14 protein-coding genes are annotated in these 18,296 nt (G+C 59.0%); 1 reads left to right on the top strand and 13 read right to left on the bottom strand.

Translation table 11 applies throughout. The features are described from left to right. From wbpA to mtnA, 13 genes are all read right to left on the bottom strand, one after another. Positions 1–1,314, bottom strand: a complete 1,314-nt coding sequence (wbpA, locus tag BM317_RS11175) for a UDP-N-acetyl-D-glucosamine 6-dehydrogenase (RefSeq protein ID WP_092167532.1) — start codon at positions 1,312–1,314, stop codon at positions 1–3. 617 nt (positions 1,315–1,931) lie between these two features. Continuing rightward, positions 1,932–2,987, bottom strand: a complete 1,056-nt coding sequence (locus tag BM317_RS11170; protein ID WP_092474314.1) for an LPS O-antigen chain length determinant protein WzzB — start codon at positions 2,985–2,987, stop codon at positions 1,932–1,934. A 176-nt stretch (positions 2,988–3,163) separates the two neighbouring features. Further along, the gene (locus tag BM317_RS11165; protein ID WP_041475801.1) at positions 3,164–3,388 is read right to left on the bottom strand and encodes a lipopolysaccharide assembly protein LapA domain-containing protein; all 225 of its coding nucleotides are present in this window, start codon (positions 3,386–3,388) and stop codon (positions 3,164–3,166) included. Between the two features lie 26 nt (positions 3,389–3,414). Beyond that, a complete protein-coding gene (gene ihfB, locus BM317_RS11160) occupies positions 3,415–3,711 on the bottom strand; it encodes an integration host factor subunit beta (protein ID WP_003199243.1) in 297 nt (98 codons plus the stop codon). Between the two features lie 144 nt (positions 3,712–3,855). Continuing rightward, the gene (locus tag BM317_RS31090; protein ID WP_092167526.1) at positions 3,856–4,134 is read right to left on the bottom strand and encodes a hypothetical protein; all 279 of its coding nucleotides are present in this window, start codon (positions 4,132–4,134) and stop codon (positions 3,856–3,858) included. 231 nt (positions 4,135–4,365) lie between these two features. Next, positions 4,366–6,057, bottom strand: a complete 1,692-nt coding sequence (rpsA, locus tag BM317_RS11150) for a 30S ribosomal protein S1 (RefSeq protein WP_053120388.1) — start codon at positions 6,055–6,057, stop codon at positions 4,366–4,368. A gap of 120 nt (positions 6,058–6,177) precedes the next feature. Then, positions 6,178–6,867 carry a (d)CMP kinase gene (cmk, locus tag BM317_RS11145; RefSeq protein ID WP_014337227.1) on the bottom strand — a complete coding sequence of 230 codons (690 nt, stop codon included), beginning with the start codon at positions 6,865–6,867 and terminating at the stop codon, positions 6,178–6,180. Then, entirely contained in the window at positions 6,864–9,071 is a 2,208-nt protein-coding gene (locus BM317_RS11140; protein WP_256574125.1) for a bifunctional prephenate dehydrogenase/3-phosphoshikimate 1-carboxyvinyltransferase, read from the bottom strand. Before BM317_RS11140 ends, cmk begins: the two co-directional genes overlap by 4 nt. Positions 9,072–9,099: 28 nt before the next feature. After that, positions 9,100–10,212, bottom strand: a complete 1,113-nt coding sequence (hisC, locus tag BM317_RS11135; protein ID WP_092474310.1) for a histidinol-phosphate transaminase — start codon at positions 10,210–10,212, stop codon at positions 9,100–9,102. A 13-nt stretch (positions 10,213–10,225) separates the two neighbouring features. Continuing rightward, positions 10,226–11,320, bottom strand: coding sequence for a prephenate dehydratase (gene pheA / locus BM317_RS11130; protein WP_003199233.1), 1,095 nt, complete (start codon positions 11,318–11,320; stop codon positions 10,226–10,228). Further along, positions 11,320–12,405, bottom strand: a complete 1,086-nt coding sequence (gene serC / locus BM317_RS11125) for a 3-phosphoserine/phosphohydroxythreonine transaminase (protein WP_041024563.1) — start codon at positions 12,403–12,405, stop codon at positions 11,320–11,322. Before serC ends, pheA begins: the two co-directional genes overlap by 1 nt. A 239-nt stretch (positions 12,406–12,644) precedes the next feature. Then, positions 12,645–15,308: a DNA gyrase subunit A gene (gyrA, locus tag BM317_RS11120; RefSeq protein WP_092474307.1), complete on the bottom strand. Its 2,664-nt coding sequence runs from the start codon at positions 15,306–15,308 to the stop codon at positions 12,645–12,647. 446 nt (positions 15,309–15,754) lie between these two features. Next, positions 15,755–16,831 carry an S-methyl-5-thioribose-1-phosphate isomerase gene (gene mtnA / locus BM317_RS11115; RefSeq protein WP_092474305.1) on the bottom strand — a complete coding sequence of 359 codons (1,077 nt, stop codon included), beginning with the start codon at positions 16,829–16,831 and terminating at the stop codon, positions 15,755–15,757. Between the two features lie 106 nt (positions 16,832–16,937). Here mtnA and BM317_RS11110 point away from each other — a divergent pair, with 106 nt between their 5' ends. Beyond that, the gene (locus BM317_RS11110) at positions 16,938–18,269 is read left to right on the top strand and encodes a TRZ/ATZ family hydrolase (RefSeq protein ID WP_092474303.1); all 1,332 of its coding nucleotides are present in this window, start codon (positions 16,938–16,940) and stop codon (positions 18,267–18,269) included. Positions 18,270–18,296 lie beyond the last annotated feature (27 nt).

The following is an 18,296-nucleotide window of genomic DNA, read 5'->3' as shown; positions in this document are numbered from 1 at the left end:
TCAAGCTTTGATAATATTCGATTGAGGGGCGCGATATTTACCACGACTATCGATGATCAGTTGAGCATGTTGGCTGATAAGCTCATAGTCGAACTTATCGTGGTCGGTGGCCAGAATGACAGCATCATAAGCTTTTAGAACTTCAGCAGTCAGAGGCTCACTGGAAAGGTCAAAGTGGTGCTCGCGCATCTTCGGAAACTTCAAGACGTGCGGATCGGAGTACCCTACGACGCCGCCTTTAGCCTCGATCAGTTCCATGATTTCAACCGAAGGCGACTCACGCATATCATCTACGTTCTTCTTGTAGGCGATACCAAGCACTAGAATTCTGCTGCCTTTCAAAGGCTTACCGCGCTCATTCAAGCCGTCCATCAACTTGCTCAGGACGTACTCCGGCATGGCCTGATTGACCTCTCCCGAAAGCTCGATAAACCGTGTATGCAAACCATACTCACGGGCTTTCCAAGTCAGGTAGAACGGGTCGATTGGAATGCAGTGACCACCGAGACCAGGGCCAGGGTAGTAGGCAGTAAAACCGAAGGGCTTGGTTGCAGCGGCGTCGACCACTTCGAAAATATCGATGCCCATGCGGTCAGCGACCACTTTCATCTCATTCACCAAGCCGATATTGACCGCACGGTGGATATTTTCCAGCAGCTTGGTCATTTCAGCTGCTTTGGTAGAGCTGACTTGTACAACTTGGTCAATCGCGTGCTCATAGAGAGCGACACCGACCTCGAGGCACTCAGGCGTATGCCCACCGATTACTTTTGGAATGGTACGGGTTTCAAAGTTGGGATTGCCCGGATCTTCGCGCTCCGGGGAATAGACCAGAAAGATATTCTCACCGACACGCAATCCTTTCTCTTGGACACGTGGCAGCAACTCTTCTTCTGTCGTGCCCGGATAGGTTGTACTTTCAAGAGAAACGACTTGACCAGCCCTTAAATAAGGCTTTATCGCATCAGTCGTATTTATTACGAAACTCATATCGGGTTCGCGATATTTATTTAATGGTGTCGGCACGCAGAGAATCAGCGCATCACATTCCGGCACACGAGTAAAATCGGTAGTGGCTTCAAATCCGTTTTGGCAAGCGGCTTCGATTTTTTCGCCAGGAATGTGCTCGATGTAGCTTTTACCTGAATTCAGAAGTTCAACTTTTGAACTATCGATATCAAGTCCAATAACTTTAAACCCGATCGCATTATAACGCAGCATCAAAGGCAGGCCGACGTATCCAAGACCGACGATACCGATGACGGCCTCTTTTGCTTTAAATTTGGCGACGCTCGCCTGCTTTATGCTCGACATCCAACTCTCCATTTAACTTGTCAAAACCATCTAATTCATCAGAGCTATGAATCAAGCCTGAATCCGCCTGACCCCTACCATTGCACAACTGGCAAACCTCCGCCTCAGCCCGCCGAACGGATGCTGGACGCTTTCACTTCAGTTCTTGTCAAAACTCATTATGGAGCAGCACCTCCGGCGCCTACCGCCGACTTTCCAGATGTCCCCACCATGCACAAATTTCGATACGCCACAGGCCTGTTGCTACCGACCTCCGAACGAGACGGCCATCCCGTCCCTCACAAACCGCCATTATGCCTGTTGTGTAGCAAAATGGCTTTCCTGGATTGTACTTTACTGAGTTCTGACTAGTTTTTTCAGGGCTTGCCTCAGTTGAACGGCTCGCTTCTGCCATCATTATGACATCTAACCACTGAGACCCGTCCCGACGGAGCGCCTCGTGACTACAACCGATGGAGCCTCGGCACACATTAAAACCATGAACACCTAGAGTTATTCGCCACACCAATAAAAAACCCGCCTTACGAAGATAATCCTCATAAAGACGGGCTCAAACAAGCATTCGAAATCTCTCTAAAGAGTTACTAAAATACTTTAGGATCGAGAAATTGATCATCTCAACCCTGTAATTGCTGTTCCTTGCTCCGAATAACCGCAAATCGAATTAACGCAATGAAACTACCCAGCATCCCGCCAGCAATAATGCCCAGCAGCAAAATCAAAGCCTTTCTTGGTTTAATCGGGCTTTGCGGCACCTCAACGCTACCGTCTTGCCGATAAACCGAGATGCTTTCTGGATCAATATTCAATTTACGATAGAAACTGTATCGCATTTGGAGCGAACGCAAATCCGATATGAAGGCGTCGTCAGAAGCTCTCGACTCCAGCGCTTTTACTTCCGCAGCCAAGGCTTTGCTGCCTCGCTGGTAGTCCATTTTATTGCCAGTTTCTACCGTTATATCAACAGCCGCCGTAGAATTTATACTCGGGCTGCTGAGACCAATTGCTTCTGCGATCTTCAACGCTTCGCGCAACTGCTGAATCCGATCCTCACGTATTCGCTGCGCAGTCTCGCGCAAACCGACAATACGCTGCTCCAGATTACGCGCCCTTACCGCAGCCTCAGCCGTAACGTTCTTGATCAGCTCTGACTCAGCCGCTTCACTGGCGCGCGCCACATAAGCCTTCGCCCACTCCGTAGCTCGAACGGGATCTCCGCCCTGGACCGTTACCGAATAGCGATCCGGCGTATCCTTACCAGGCCCCTTGATTATGAGCTCTCGAGAGAAACGTTCGTACAATCGGTCAAGCGCGCCCGTTCGCTGGGATTCATCAAGTGAAGGAAGATAAACTTCATTGAAGAATGCCTGACGAAGAGATTCACCCTGTAAGTTTCGGGCAAATACGTTATAGACATGCTTGATGGAATAAGGATCCAGCTCAGTGCTTTTCCCTCGACCATAGTTCAACTCAGCAATACCATTCTGAGTAGGAGGCATGATAAAAAGTTGAGCTTGGTAGACCGGTTTGCTGAGGTACGCATAAGCAGCTGCCCCCACGGTAACCAACAAGGTGACCGCAAGGATCAACCACTTTTGCCCCCAGAGCCCGCGCGCAAGTGCGATCAGATCGATCTCATCGGCGCCCTGGGTTTCAATACGATTATTTGGCATGGGTGATTCCGCCTCCCTTTTTTGGCATTGCGTCGACAGACACATCGAACTCACTAAAAGGCAAGACGGGCACAGCGATAGACTGGATCAAGTTAAATTTGAACAAAACGCACCCAAAGTCAGAAAAAATTGTTGGCCGTGATCCTTACACCAAGACTACTGGGCTCACATATCCATTATTTCGGCCGTCTACGCATTCCCAGGAACCACGCAAGCGACGGCCCGACTATCATACCAGCGAGAAGCGCCAGGATCACGAAAACCGAGACGGGAAGCTGCGGAGCTGACCAGCCCAGAAACAGGAGTGCGACCGGCTGGTTGTTTTCAAGTACGAACAGGACAATAGCCGAGGCCACAAGTAGCGCCAGTACGACAAGGGCCAAACGCTTAAAGTTCCGCATGAAGACTCCTCTGTTTAGCTGCTGCGTCAGAGCTCATCCCCCTCCTCCTCATTGACACGATCCCTAAGCTCTTTGCCCGGCTTGAAATGAGGGACAAACTTTCCATCCAGGCTGACAGATTGACCGGTCTTTGGATTTCGACCTACACGCGGGGCGCGGTAATGCAGGGAAAAGCTGCCAAAACCACGGATTTCAATACGATCCCCCGTTGCCAGGCACTGGGACATTTGTTCAAGCATGGTCTTGATGGCCAGCTCCACATCTTTGGATGAGAGTAGCCCTTGATGGGTGACAATTCGTTCGATCAACTCCGACTTCGTCATATTTTTCCCTTCTTTTTCAAGCAGCTAGGAAAATCGCTTGAAAAGGTTTTAGCATGACCGGAGGGATTTGAACAGCCCAAGTATTGACATTCTTCACCACTCCCTTGTTGCTTCTTTCCATGCCGACAGGAAGTTTTCCTCAAGCTATCGACAGATGACCAGCATCGTACGAGTCAAATAGCCAGCCGGATTAAAACCAAAAGGGTACTGATCGTCATCCTTCGCGTCGTCGGACCGGGTAATGACCTTGTAGCCAGCCCCCTTGCACTCCCTGGCAGCCCTCTTATGGCACTTCTCCCAGCCAGAGCCCAGCCCCGAACAGTCGACCTCGATACCACTGACTCCACGCACTGCATGGGTCTTGGCGCTCGTAGAGCAACCCGCCACCACCAGGACACTCAACACCAGAAAGAGCCTATTCATTCAATTCCTTTAGACAAAGACCCAGATCGATCACTTATACAAGTCGGAGCCTTGCCCTGAATAGACGAGTGATCTGCTTCATAAAAGAGACATCTTGGTCGCAGGATTGGTTTCGCAATGCCCCAAATGAACACCATCATCGACAACGGCTTGCAGGAAGCAAAGAGCTTTGAAATATCGCACCCACAAAAAAGGGCGACCGAAGTCGCCCTTTTTATGGTCTGACAGAACTCAGTTCTGTTTTTCCATTTGTGCACGCAGCAGGTCGCCCAGAGTGGTAGGACCAGCAGCAATGTCAGCGGCTGGCTTGTCGCGCAGGCTCTGGATTGCTTCTTTCTCTTCAGCATCGTCTTTCGACTTGATGGAGAGCTGGATTACGCGGCTCTTGCGGTCAACGCTGATGATCTTGGCTTCTACTTCTTCGCCTTCTTTCAGAACGTTGCGCGCGTCTTCAACGCGGTCACGGCTGATTTCGGAGGCTTTCAGAGTCGCTTCGATATCGTCGGCCAGGGTGATGATGGCGCCTTTGGCGTCAACTTCTTTCACGATGCCCTTAACGATTGCGCCTTTGTCGTTCTCTTGAACGTACTCGGAGAACGGATCGCTTTCCAGTTGCTTGATACCCAGGGAGATACGCTCGCGCTCTGGGTCAACCGACAGGATAACGGTGTCCAGCTCGTCGCCCTTCTTGAAACGGCGTACGGCTTCTTCGCCCACTTCGTTCCAGGAGATGTCGGACAAGTGAACCAGGCCGTCGATGCCGCCGTCCAGACCAATGAAGATACCGAAATCGGTGATCGACTTGATGGTGCCGGAGATTTTATCGCCCTTGTTGAACTGGCCAGAGAAGTCTTCCCATGGGTTGGACTTGCACTGCTTGATGCCGAGGGAGATACGACGACGCTCTTCGTCGATGTCCAGAACCATGACTTCCACTTCGTCGCCGACTTGTACGACTTTCGAAGGGTGGATGTTCTTGTTGGTCCAGTCCATTTCGGAAACGTGTACCAGGCCTTCAACACCTTCTTCCAGCTCAGCGAAGCAGCCGTAGTCGGTGAGGTTGGTAACACGAGCGGTGACGCGGGTGCCTTCTGGGTAACGGGCTTTGATAGCAACCCATGGATCTTCACCCAGTTGCTTGAGGCCCAGGGAAACACGATTGCGCTCGCGATCGTACTTCAGAACCTTGACATCGATCTCGTCGCCAACATTGACGATTTCCGAAGGATGCTTGATACGCTTCCAGGCCATGTCGGTGATGTGCAGCAGGCCATCGACGCCACCCAGATCGACGAATGCGCCGTAATCGGTGAGGTTCTTGACGATACCCTTGACCTGTTGGCCTTCCTGCAGCGATTCCAGCAGAGCTTCACGCTCGGCGGAGTTCTCGGCTTCCAGGACACTGCGACGGGAAACGACAACGTTGTTGCGCTTCTGGTCCAGCTTGATGACCTTGAATTCCAGCTCTTTGCCTTCCAGGTGCGTGGTGTCGCGCACTGGACGGACGTCAACCAGGGAACCTGGCAGGAACGCACGGATGCCGTTAACGTCGACAGTGAAGCCGCCTTTAACCTTACCGTTGATAACGCCCTTGACCACTTCCTCAGCTGCGAAAGCCGCTTCCAGAACGATCCAGCATTCAGCGCGCTTGGCTTTTTCACGGGACAGCTTGGTTTCACCAAAGCCATCTTCAACCGAGTCCAGCGCAACGTGAACTTCGTCACCGACGTTGATGTTCAGTTCGCCAGCGTCGTTGTAGAACTGCTCAAGCGGGATGAGTGCTTCAGACTTCAGACCAGCGTGAACGGTTACCCAGCGCGCTTGGTAATCGATATCAACGATAACACCGGTGATGATGGAGCCTGCCTGAAGGTTCAGGGTTTTCAGGCTTTCTTCAAAGAGTTCCGCAAAGCTTTCGCTCATTTTAATTCCTGTTGATTAGGGCGAAGAATACGCCCGCCTCCACACCCCAGACGGTGTGGGTTAGTTTCATATAAAAGAAGCATCGCAGGACTATGACTGGTCCCCTGCGAAGCTTCCTGGTCACCCGGCGATATCGCGAATGGCGATCTCGCTCATGATGCGTTGCAGCACCTGATCGATGGACAACTCCGTTGAATCCAGCTGTATCGCGTCGGCCGCCGGCTTGAGCGGGGCTACTGCGCGCTGGGTGTCACGCTCGTCGCGTGCACGGATCTCATCTAGCAGACTCGACAGACTAACATCCTCGCCCTTGCCCTTCAACTGCAAATATCGGCGGCGCGCCCTCTCCTCGGCGCTGGCGGTGAGGAAAATCTTCAAAGGCGCGTCAGGAAAGACCACCGTGCCCATGTCGCGACCATCAGCCACTAGCCCCGGCGGCTCCTGGAAAGCGCGCTGACGTTGCAGCAACGCTTCGCGCACCGCTGGCAGCGCGGCGACCTGGGAGGCCCCGGCGCCCACGCTTTCGGTACGGATGACATCACTGACTTCATCACCCTCCAGGATAATGCGCTGGAGCTGACCGTCGGTCGCCGCAATGAACTGTACGTCCAGGTGAGCCGCCAGCGCCTTGAGCAACTCCTCGTTGGTCAGGTCGACGCCATGGTTGGCGGCGGCGAACGCCAGCAGACGGTACAAGGCACCCGAATCGAGCAGGTTCCAGCCCAACTGCCTGGCCAGGATCCCGGCGACGGTGCCCTTGCCCGAACCGCTTGGGCCATCGATGGTGATGACCGGTGCCTTGATGTTCACGACTGCGCCTCTTGTGCTACTCGAATACCGACCTGTGCGCACAGCGCCAGGAAGTTCGGGAACGACGTGGCGACGTTGGCGCAATCATGGATGCGAATCGGCGCGCTGGCGCGCAAAGACGCAACACTGAAGGCCATGGCGATGCGATGATCACCGTGACCATGGACTTCGCCGCCGCCGATCTGGCCGCCGTCGATGATAATGCCGTCCGGCGTCGGCTGGCACTTGACGCCCAGGGCGAGCAAGCCATCAGCCATCACCTGGATGCGATCCGACTCCTTGACCCGCAGCTCTTCGGCACCAGTCAGCACGGTGCGCCCTTCTGCACAGGCGGCCGCTACGAACAGCACCGGGAACTCGTCGATGGCCAGCGGAACCAGCGCCTCCGGAATCTCGATACCCTTGAGCTTAGCTGCTCGTACGTGCAGGTCCGCTACGGGTTCGCCGCCAACTTCACGCTGGTTTTCCAGCGTAATGTCAGCGCCCATCAGGCGCAGGATGTCGATCACGCCGGTACGGGTCGGGTTGATGCCGACGTGTTCGAGCACCAGGTCGGAGCCTTCGGCGATCGAGGCGGCCACCAGGAAGAATGCCGAGGACGAGATATCGCCCGGCACTTCGATGTGGGTCGCGGTCAGCTTGTTACCAGACTCGACGGACGCCGTGGCGCCATCCACCGTAACCGGGTAGCCGAAGCCGCGCAGCATGCGCTCGGTATGGTCGCGGGTCGGGGCCGGTTCGGTGACGGTGGTCTTGCCCTCGGCGTAGAGACCGGCCAGCAGCAAGCAGGATTTCACCTGGGCGCTAGCCATCGGCATGGTGTAGGTCAGGCCCTTGAGCTTGTTGCCGCCACGAATGGTCATCGGCGGACGACCGTCTGCCGCGGTCTCGATGACCGCGCCCATTTCCCGCAACGGGTTGGCGACGCGGTTCATCGGGCGCTTGGACAGCGAGGCGTCGCCGGTCAGGGTGCTGTCGAAGTCCTGCGCGGCCAGCAGGCCGGACAACAGACGCATCGAAGTCCCGGAATTACCCAGGTAGATCGGCCCTGGGGCAGGCTTGAGGCCGTGCAGGCCGACACCATGGATGGTCACACGGCCGTGGTGCGGGCCTTCGATGACCACCCCCATGTCGCGAAACGCCTGCAGCGTGGCCAGGGCATCTTCGCCCTCGAGGAAGCCTTCCACCTCGGTCACACCTTCGGCCAGGGAGCCGAGCATGATCGAACGGTGGGAAATCGATTTATCGCCCGGTACACGAATACGCCCACTCAGGGAGCCACCAGGTTGTGCCAGGAAAATCAGATCGTTGGAGTTCATAGCGTCCACATAGGCCCGACGGGCCAGGATTTTACTGAAATGCTCGCGGGCCACCCTGGCGCGCGTGAAAACGCCCAGCAATTGGTGCCCGTCCCCTGCATCGACCGCGTCGCGCAAGGCGTCGAGGTCGCTGCGAAATGTATCGAGTGTGCGCAAGACAGCTTCGCGGTTGGCGAGGAAGATGTCGTGCCACATGACCGGGTCGCTTCCGGCGATTCTCGTGAAATCGCGGAAACCGCCGGCAGCGTAACGGAAGATCTCAAGATTTTCATTGCGTTTGGCCAATGAATCCACCAGGCCGAACGCCAACAGGTGTGGCAAATGGCTGGTGGCGGCCAATACTTCATCGTGACGCTCGACCTGCATGTGCTCGACATCAGCGCCCAGTTCGCGCCACAAACGGTCCACCACCGCCAGCGCGGCTGGATCCGTCTGGTCCAGCGGCGTGAGAATCACTTTGTGACGACGAAACAGTTCGGCGTTGGAGGCTTCCACCCCGCTCTGCTCCGAGCCGGCAATCGGATGACCGGGCACGAAGCGCGCCGGCATCCCGTCGAAGGCCTCGGTGGCGGCGCGCACGACGTTGCCCTTGGCGCTGCCGACGTCGGTCAGGATCGCCTGCCCCAGGTTCATGGTCGCCAGGCGCGCCAACAGTTTTTCCATAGCCAGGATCGGCACTGCCAGCTGGATCACGTCCGCGCCCTGGCAAGCGATCGCCAGGTCGTCCTCGCAGCGATCGACCACACCCAGCTCCACGGCCAGCTTGCGCGACTGCGGATCCAGGTCGACACCGACCACCTCGCGGCACAGGCCGCTTTCACGCAAGCCCTTGGCGAACGAACCGCCGATCAACCCCAGGCCGACCACCACCAGGCGACCGATCATAGGGGCAGCAGATTGCAGCGAAGTGACATCAACCACGAACCAGGACCTTGCTCAACACCTCGAGGAAACGGCTGTTTTCCGCCGGCAGGCCGATGGTGACGCGCAAGTGGTTCGGCATGCCGTAATTGGCCACCGGACGCACGATCACACCTTCGCGCAACAGCCCCTGGTACACCGGCGCGGCGACACGCCCCAGGTCGATGCAGATGAAATTGCCTTTGGATGGAATCCAGCCCAGGCCCAGCTCACGCAGCCCCGCCTCCAACTGCTGCATGCCGGCCGCGTTGAGGCGACGGCTTTCAGCCAGGTAGGCTTCATCCTGCAAGGCCGCACAGGCGGCGGCCAGGGCGAAGCTGTTGACGTTGAACGGCTGGCGCACGCGGTTCAGCACATCGGCCACCACGGCGGTGGACAGGCCGTAGCCGACCCGCAGCGAGGCCAGGCCATAGGCTTTGGAGAAGGTGCGCGAAACCAGCAGGTTCGGGTAGGCGGCGAGGAAATCCAGCCCATCGGGCAAATCGCTGCCTTCGGCGTATTCGATGTAAGCCTCGTCCAACACCACCAGCACGTGCGCGGGCACGTCCTGCAGGAAGTCATCCAGGGCCTGGGCATCGAACCAGGTGCCGGTCGGGTTGTTCGGATTGGCAATGAAAACCACGCGGGTGTTGGCATCGATGGCGGCCAGCATGGCGGGCAGGTCGTGCCCCCAGTCCTTGGCGGGAACCACATGGGCATCCGCGCCGACGGCCTGGGTCGCGATCGGGTAGACCGCGAACGCGTGCTCGCTGAACACCGCGTTGAGACCTGGCGCCAGGTACGCACGAGCGACCAGCTCAAGGATGTCGTTGGAACCATTGCCCAGCGTCACCTGGCTCAGCTCGACACCACAGCGCTCGGCCAGCAGGCTCTTGAGCGCAAAGCCATTGCCATCGGGGTAACGGGTCAGCTCGGCCAGTTCGTCGCGGATCGCCGCCAGTGCCTTGGGGCTTGCGCCCAACGGGTTTTCGTTGCTCGCCAACTTGACGATGCTAGCCGGATCCAGGTCCAGCTCACGGGCCAGCTCGTCCACGGGTTTGCCCGGAACGTAAGGCGAGAGTTGTTGCACGCCTGGCTGAGCCAGAGCGAGGAAGTTGCCACTCATTTGCTATCCGCCCTTAAAGAACTGCCTTGGGGTAGGAACCCAGCACCTTGAGTGCCACTGCTTCCTGACTGATTTTCTCCAGCACACCTTTTACCAGCGGATCGCGGTGGTGGCCGACGAAATCGATGAAGAACACGTAGGTCCATTTACCGCTGCGCGACGGACGGGTCTCGATCCGCGTCAGGTCGATACCGTTGTCATGGAACGGCACCAGCAGCTCATGGAGCGCACCGGGCTTGTTGCTCATGGAAACGATGATCGAGGTCTTGTCGTCGCCGGTCGGCGGGACTTCCTGGCTGCCGATCATCAGGAATCGCGTGGAGTTGTCCGGGCGATCCTCGATTTTTTCGGCCAGGCGCGTCAGCCCATAGAGGCCGGCCGCCATATCGCCAGCAATCGCCGCCGAGTTCCATTCGCCCTTGACCCGCTTGGCCGCCTCGGCGTTGCTCGATACAGCCACGCGTTCGACGTTCGGGTAATGGGCGTCCAGCCACTTGCGGCACTGGGCCAACGACTGGGCGTGGGAATAGATCCGGCTGATGCTGTCGGTCTTGGTGTTCTCGCCCACCAGCAGGTGGTGGTGGATGCGCAACTCGACTTCGCCGCAGATCACCATGTCGTGCTCGAGGAAACTGTCCAGCGTGTGGTTGACTGCGCCTTCGGTGGAGTTCTCCACCGGCACCACGCCAAAATTCACCGCGCCGGCGGCCACTTCACGGAACACTTCGTCAATGGCCGCCATCGGCTTGCTGATCACGGCGTGCCCGAAGTGCTTCATGGCCGCCGCCTGGGTGAAGGTACCTTCCGGCCCCAGGTAGGCGACTTTCAGCGGCTGCTCGAGGGCCAGGCACGACGACATGATTTCGCGGAACAGACGCGCCATCTCTTCGTTGCCCAGCGGTCCCTTGTTGCGCTCCATGACACGCTTGAGCACCTGCGCTTCACGCTCGGGGCGATAGAACACCGGCACTTCGCCTTCGGCCAGGGAGGCCATCTTCACCCGGGCGACTTCCTGGGCGCAGCGCGCGCGCTCGCTGATCAGCTCCAGGACCTTTTCGTCCAGGGCATCGATACGCAAGCGCAGCGCCTTGAGTTCTTGCTCAGACATCAGCCATGTTCCTTCTCGAACTCTGCCATGTAGGCAATCAACGCATTGACGGCGTTGATGTCGACGGCGTTGTAGATGGAGGCGCGCATGCCACCGACCGAACGGTGGCCCTTGAGGTTCAGCAGGCCGCGCTCGTCGGCACCAGCCAGGAACGGCTTGTCGAGACGGTCGTCGGCCAGGCGGAACGGCACGTTCATCCACGAACGATCGGTCTTGTTGATCGGGTTGCTGTAGAGGCCGCTGGCGTCGATGAAGTCATACAGCGTGCGCTGCTTCACTTCGTTGAGCTTGCCGATGGCTTCGACACCGCCCTGCTCCTTCAGCCATTCGAACACCAGGCCCGACAGGTACCAGGCCAGGGTCGGCGGGGTGTTGTACATCGAGCCGTTGTCGGCCGCGACCTTGTAGTTGAGCATGGTCGGGCACAGGGAGCGGGCACGCCCCAGCAGGTCTTCACGGATGATGCTGACCAGGATGCCGCTTGGGCCGATGTTCTTCTGGGCACCCGCGTAGATCATGCCGAAACGGGAGATATCCACAGGGCGCGAGAGGATGTCCGAGGACATGTCGGCCACCAATGGCACGTCGCCCGTTTCCGGGATCCAGTTGAATTCCAGGCCACCGATGGTTTCGTTCGGCGCATAGTGAACGTAGGCCGCGTCCTTGGACAGGTTCCACTCGTTCTGGCCGGGAATCGCGAAATAGTCGTAGGGCTTGGCGGTGGCGGCCACGTTGACGTGACCGTAGCGCGAAGCTTCTTCGATGGCTTTCTGCGACCAGATGCCGGTGTCGATGTAGTCGGCCTTGCCGTTTTCCGGCAGCAGGTTCAACGGAATCTGGGCGAACTGCTGGCTCGCGCCGCCTTGCAGGAACAGCACCTTGTAGTTGGACGGGATGTTCAGCAGATCACGCAGGTCCTGCTCGGCCTTGGTGGCAATGGACACGAACTCATCGCTGCGATGGCTCATTTCCATGACCGACAGGCCCTTGCCATGCCAGTCGAGAAGTTCACCCTGGGCACGCTTCAGGACCGCTTCAGGAAGCGCCGCCGGGCCGGCACAGAAGTTATAGGCTCTCTTGCTCACATCCAATCTCGCTCTGATCTGGTGGTCACATAAATCTTTTGGTCTACGGATGATCGTTCCTACGCTCTGCGTGGGAATGCATCCAATGACGCCCTGCGTCATGGGACGCGGAGCGTCCCAAGCGGCATTCCCACGCAGAGCGTGGGAACGATCCTGCTCTTGTTCAACGCCAAGTCGCAAATTTTCAAAAGAGACAAACAACAAGGGGGCGAATCTTCATCCGCCCCCTGCGTGTCCGCTTAGTCCTGCGGTTCTTCTTCGTCTGCGGCGGCGTCGAGCGGTTGGTCGCCGACAGCGTCGTCGACATCGGCCCCGAGGGTGCCGTCGAACGCCGCGCCTTCCTCGCCTTCCAACTCCTCGCCTTCAACCTCCGACGGTTCCTGGACCCGCTCAAGCCCGACCAGTGTTTCGTCGCTGGCCAGCTTGATCAGCGTCACGCCCTGGGTGTTACGACCCAGGCTCGACACTTCGGCGACTCGCGTGCGCACCAGGGTGCCCTGGTCGGAGATCAACATGATCTCCTCGCCATCGAGCACCTGGACCGCACCCACCAGACGACCGTTACGCTCGTTGCTGACCATGGCGATAACGCCCTGGCCGCCACGCTTGTACTCGGGGAACTCGCTGATGGCCGTGCGCTTGCCATAACCACGGGCCGAAGCGGTGAGGATCTGGCTGCCTTCTTCGGGGATCAGCATGGAAATCAGCTTCTGGCCTTCCGGCAGACGCATGCCGCGCACACCGCGAGCGGTACGGCCCATGGCGCGAACGTCGGACTCCTTGAAGCGAGTGACCTTACCGCCGTCGGAGAACAGCATGACCTCACGCTCGCCGTCGGTGATGGCGGCGGAGATCAGCACGTCACCTTCATCCAGTTCCAGGGCGATCAGACCGACGCTGCGCTGACGGCTGAAGGATTCCAGCGGGGTCTTCTTCACGGTTCCGTTGGCGGTGGCCATGAAGATGTAGTGACCCTCGGTGTACTCTTCCACCGGCAACATGGTGGTGATGTATTCACCATCGTCCAGCGGCAACAGGTTGACCAGCGGACGGCCACGAGCGGCACGGGACGCTTCCGGGATTTCGTAGGTCTTGAGCCAGTACACCTTGCCCTTGCTGGAGAACAGCAGCAGCGTGGTGTGGCTGTTGGCGACCAGCAGGTGAGCGATGTAGTCCTCGTCCTTGACGCCCGTCGCGGACTTGCCTTTGCCGCCGCGACGCTGGGCCTGGTAGGCGGCCAGCGGCTGGGTCTTGGCATAGCCGCCGTGGGAAATGGTCACCACGCGCTCTTCTTCCGGGATCATGTCACCCAGGGTCAGGTCCAGGCGCGCATCGAGGATCTCGGTGCGGCGCACGTCGCCGTATTCGGCGCGGATCACTTCCAGCTCTTCGCGAATCACTTCCATCAGGCGCGTAGCGCTGTTGAGGATGCGGATCAGCTCGCCGATCTGGTTGAGGATTTCCTGGTACTCGGCCAGCAGCTTCTCGTGCTCGAGGCCGGTCAGGCGGTGCAGGCGCAGCTCCAGGATGGCTTGCGCCTGTTCCGGGGACAGGAAGTACTTGCCTTCGCGCAGGCCGTATTGCGGGTCGAGATTCTCCGGGCGGCAAGAATCGGCGCCAGCGCGCTCGACCATTGCCATCACCGCAGTGGACTCCCAAGGGGTGCTGATCAGCGCTTCCTTGGCTTCCGACGGGGTTGGCGAGGCCTTGATCAAGGCGATCACCGGGTCGATGTTCGACAGGGCAACGGCCTGGCCTTCGAGAATGTGGCCACGCTCGCGAGCCTTGCGCAGTTCGAACACCGTGCGGCGGGTGACCACTTCACGACGGTGACGCACGAAGGCTTCCAGCAGGTCCTTGAGGTTCAGGATCCGCGGACGGCCGTCGATCAGCGCAACGATGTTGATGCCGAACACGCTTTGCAGCTGGGTCTGGGCGTAGAGGTTGTTGAGGATCACCTCAGGCACTTCGCCACGGCGCAGCTCGATCACGACACGCATGCCGTCCTTGTCGGACTCGTCACGCAGCTCGGTGATGCCTTCGAGTTTTTTCTCTTTCACCAGCTCGGCGATCTTCTCGATCAGGCGAGCCTTGTTCAACTGGTACGGCAATTCGGTGATGACGATCTGCTGGCGGCCGCCGACCTTGTCGATGTCTTCCACCGTCGAGCGGGCGCGCATGTAAATGCGGCCACGGCCGGTGCGGTAGGCTTCGATGATGCCGGCGCGACCGTTGATGATCGCAGCGGTCGGGAAATCCGGACCGGGGATATATTGCATCAGCTCATCGACGGTCAGCTCGGGATTGTCGATGAGGGCCAGGCAACCGTCGATGACTTCACCGAGGTTGTGCGGCGGGATGTTGGTCGCCATGCCCACGGCGATACCGCTGGAACCGTTGACGAGCAGGTTCGGGATACGGGTCGGCATGACCGCCGGGATCATTTCGGTGCCGTCGTAGTTCGGCACCCAGTCCACGGTTTCCTTGTGCAGGTCGGCCAACAGCTCGTGGGCCAGCTTGGTCATGCGCACTTCGGTATATCGCATGGCCGCGGCGTTGTCGCCGTCCACCGAACCGAAGTTGCCCTGGCCGTCTACCAGCAGGTAGCGCAAGGAGAAGGGTTGCGCCATACGAACGATGGTGTCGTACACGGCAGTGTCGCCGTGGGGGTGATACTTACCGATCACGTCGCCGACGACACGGGCGGATTTCTTGTACGGCTTGTTGAAGTCGTTGCCCAGCTCGCTCATCGCGAACAGCACGCGCCGGTGCACGGGCTTCAAGCCATCGCGCGCATCCGGCAGCGCCCGCCCGACGATTACGCTCATTGCGTAGTCGAGGTAGGACTGTTTCAGCTCGTCTTCGATATTGACCGGGAGGATTTCTTTGGCCAGTTCGCCCATGAGAAGCCTGATTCCTTTTTCTGGTGAAACCTCGTCACATCCAGATGGGACGAACGAAGCTCGCCGCTGCAGAACAAATGCCGTGCAGCGACTTACGACAAATCAACGAGTTATGCCATGGATCTGCGCAGTAAAGGCCACCTCGCGAGGCAGCCCTGGAAACCGCCGGATGTTATCACAAGAGCCGCCACGCACCTATCCCCCAGATGCGCATGGTGCATAGTTAGTTGACCGGTGACAGGCTGATATGGGACCAGAGGGGCTTAGAAGCGCTGCGGATAGAGATTCAGGGGCAAAATGCAAGGGATTTGTTGCCTTCAAGGGCCTCATCGCGAGCAAGCTCGCTCCCACAGGGATCTGTGCATGCTCGAGATTTCGGCCACGAACCCGATCCAATGTGGGAGCGAGCTTGCTCGCGATGGCGACAGGTCAGACAGCACAAGCCATCAGTGCAACCGCTTGCGGCACATCAACTGCGCCAGTTTCGCGGTGTCCGGGCGCTCGATGATGCCCTTCTCCGTGACGATGACGTCGATCAGGTCCGCCGGAGTGATATCGAAGACCGGATTGAAGGCACCTACCTCCGCGCCGAGCCCCCTGCCACCGATTTCCAGCAGTTCGTGCCCGTCGCCCTCCTCCGCCGGAATGTCTTCACCGCTGGCCAGGCTCATGTCGATGATCGAGCTCGGTGCCACTACCATGAAGCGCACACCATGGTGCATGGCACAGACCGCCAGCTGATAAGTGCCTATCTTGTTCGCTACGTCGCCATTGGCGGCGATGCAATCGGCACCGACGATCACCCAGGTCACACCCTTGGTCTTCATGATATGGGCAGCGGCGGAATCGGCGTTGAGGGTCACCGGAATGCCTTCCCGGGCCAGTTCCCATGCCGTCAAACGCGAGCCTTGCAGCCACGGCCGGGTTTCGTCGGCATAGACACGCTCCACCATGCCTTCGATATACGCACCCCGGATAACCCCCAAGGCCGTGCCAAAACCGCCGGTGGCCAGGGCGCCGGTGTTGCAATGGGTGAGAATGGCCTGGGCGTTGCCCTGGTGCTTGCGGATCAGGTCGACCCCCAACTGGGCCATGGTCAGGTTGGCTTCGCGATCGCTCACGTGGATCGCGATGGCTTCGGCCTCGAGTGCCGCCAGCGGCTCGGTATGCTCTTTCAAACGCCCCAGCCGGTCGCGCATTCGATCCAGCGCCCAGAACAGGTTTGCCGCCGTCGGCCGGGCTGCGGCCAGCAAGGCAAAATCGGCCTCCAGGGCCGCTTGCCAATCGCCTCCTTCGGCCATTCTGGCCTGCGCCGCCAGCACCACGCCATACGCCGCACTGATGCCAATGACCGGCGCACCGCGCACGGCCATCGAGCCAATGGCCTCGGCCACATCGGCCACACGTGTGCAGGCGATCCAGCTTTCCTCGAACGGCAAGCTACGCTGGTCCAGCAGGTACAGGACGCCATCACGCCAATCGATGGCCTTCACCTTCTCCGCAGCCAATAGTCGATCGCGCATCCTTCACCCCGCACTCATGAACAAAAGCCGCCGATTATAGCGATCCCTCCGCGAAGACGCTCGGGTATACTTCGCCATCCTTTATACCCCATGGAACCGTTCCACGATGCCCAAGCCTGCCGTTGCGCTCGACTTATTATTGCTGCCGACCTGGTTGGTGCCTGTCGAACCCGCCGGTGTAGTGCTCAAGAACCATGGCCTGGGCATTCGCGACGGTTGCATCGTGTTCATCGGTCCACGGGCAGAGGCCCTGAAGTGTGACGCCACCGAGGTCCGTGAACTGCCCGGCATGCTGCTCAGCCCCGGCCTGATCAACGCCCACGGCCACGCGGCCATGACCCTGTTTCGCGGCCTGGCCGACGACCTGCCCTTGATGACCTGGCTGGAACAGCACATCTGGCCGGCTGAAGCCAAATGGGTCGATGAAGATTTCGTCCGGGATGGCACCGACCTGGCGATCGCCGAGCAGATCAAGGGTGGCATCACCTGCTTCTCCGACATGTATTTCTACCCCAAGATCGCCAGCGAGTGCGTCCACGACAGCGGTATTCGCGCGCAAATCGCCATTCCGATCCTCGACTTTCCGATCCCCGGTGCCGCCAGCGCCGACGACGCCATTCGTCAGGGCATCGAATTGTTCGGCGACCTCAAGCACCATCCGCGGATCAAAGTCGCATTCGGCCCGCACGCCCCCTACACGGTGGGCGACGAGAACCTGGAGAAAATCCGCGTGATCGCCGAGGAACTGGACGCGGCCATTCATATGCATGTTCATGAAACCGCCTTCGAAGTGCAGCAGGCTGTGGATAACACCGCTGAGCGGCCAATGGCTCGCCTGGGACGCCTTGGCCTGCTGGGACCACGCTTCCAGGCCGTGCACATGACTCAGATCAGCGACGAGGACCAAGCCCTGCTGGTAGAAAGCAATTGCAGCGTGATCCATTGCCCGGAATCGAACCTGAAGCTGGCCAGCGGTTTCTGCCCGGTGGAGCGCCTGTGGCAAGCCGGCGTCAATGTCGCCCTCGGCACCGACGGTGCGGCGAGCAACAACGACCTGGACCTGCTCGGCGAAACCCGCACCGCCGCCCTGCTGGCCAAGGCCGTCGCCGGTTCGGCCACGGCCCTGGATGCCCATCGGGCGCTGCGCATGGCCACGCTCAACGGTGCCCGGGCACTGGGCATCGAAGCGACCGTTGGCTCCCTGGAAGTCGGCAAGGCCGCCGACCTGGTGGCCTTCGATCTGTCAGGCCTGGCCCAGCAGCCGATCTACGACCCGGTGTCACAACTGATTTATGCCACCGGCCGCGATTGCGTCAAACACTTGTGGGTAGGCGGCAAGCCGTTACTGGAGGATGGCCGGCTGACCCGCATGGACGAACCGACACTGATCGCCACGGCCCAGGCCTGGGGTCGGCGCATCAGCGGCCACAACGAATGACCACGCCCCTGGAGCCACGGCTCGGGG

It is taken from the genome of Pseudomonas sp. NFACC24-1 (genome assembly GCF_900115235.1).
GTDB lineage: Bacteria > Pseudomonadota > Gammaproteobacteria > Pseudomonadales > Pseudomonadaceae > Aquipseudomonas > Aquipseudomonas fluorescens_AA.
The sequence above is the reverse complement of the archived record's forward strand: the minus strand, read 5'-3'. Positions and strand labels throughout refer to the sequence as shown.

Bases quoted from the DNA above. Each gene is read 5' to 3' on its own strand.
- wbpA (WP_092167532.1), bottom strand. From the start codon at position 1,314: ATGTCGAGCATAAAGCAGGCGAGCGTCGCCAAATTTAAAGCAAAAGAG.
- BM317_RS11170 (WP_092474314.1), bottom strand. From the start codon at position 2,987: ATGCCAAATAATCGTATTGAAACCCAGGGCGCCGATGAGATCGATCTG.
- BM317_RS11165 (WP_041475801.1), bottom strand. From the start codon at position 3,388: ATGCGGAACTTTAAGCGTTTGGCCCTTGTCGTACTGGCGCTACTTGTG.
- ihfB (WP_003199243.1), bottom strand. From the start codon at position 3,711: ATGACGAAGTCGGAGTTGATCGAACGAATTGTCACCCATCAAGGGCTA.
- BM317_RS31090 (WP_092167526.1), bottom strand. From the start codon at position 4,134: ATGAATAGGCTCTTTCTGGTGTTGAGTGTCCTGGTGGTGGCGGGTTGC.
- rpsA (WP_053120388.1), bottom strand. From the start codon at position 6,057: ATGAGCGAAAGCTTTGCGGAACTCTTTGAAGAAAGCCTGAAAACCCTG.
- BM317_RS11140 (WP_256574125.1), bottom strand. From the start codon at position 9,071: ATGATCGGTCGCCTGGTGGTGGTCGGCCTGGGGTTGATCGGCGGTTCG.
- hisC (WP_092474310.1), bottom strand. From the start codon at position 10,212: ATGAGTGGCAACTTCCTCGCTCTGGCTCAGCCAGGCGTGCAACAACTC.
- pheA (WP_003199233.1), bottom strand. From the start codon at position 11,320: ATGTCTGAGCAAGAACTCAAGGCGCTGCGCTTGCGTATCGATGCCCTG.
- gyrA (WP_092474307.1), bottom strand. From the start codon at position 15,308: ATGGGCGAACTGGCCAAAGAAATCCTCCCGGTCAATATCGAAGACGAG.
- mtnA (WP_092474305.1), bottom strand. From the start codon at position 16,831: ATGCGCGATCGACTATTGGCTGCGGAGAAGGTGAAGGCCATCGATTGG.
- BM317_RS11110 (WP_092474303.1), top strand. From the start codon at position 16,938: ATGCCCAAGCCTGCCGTTGCGCTCGACTTATTATTGCTGCCGACCTGG.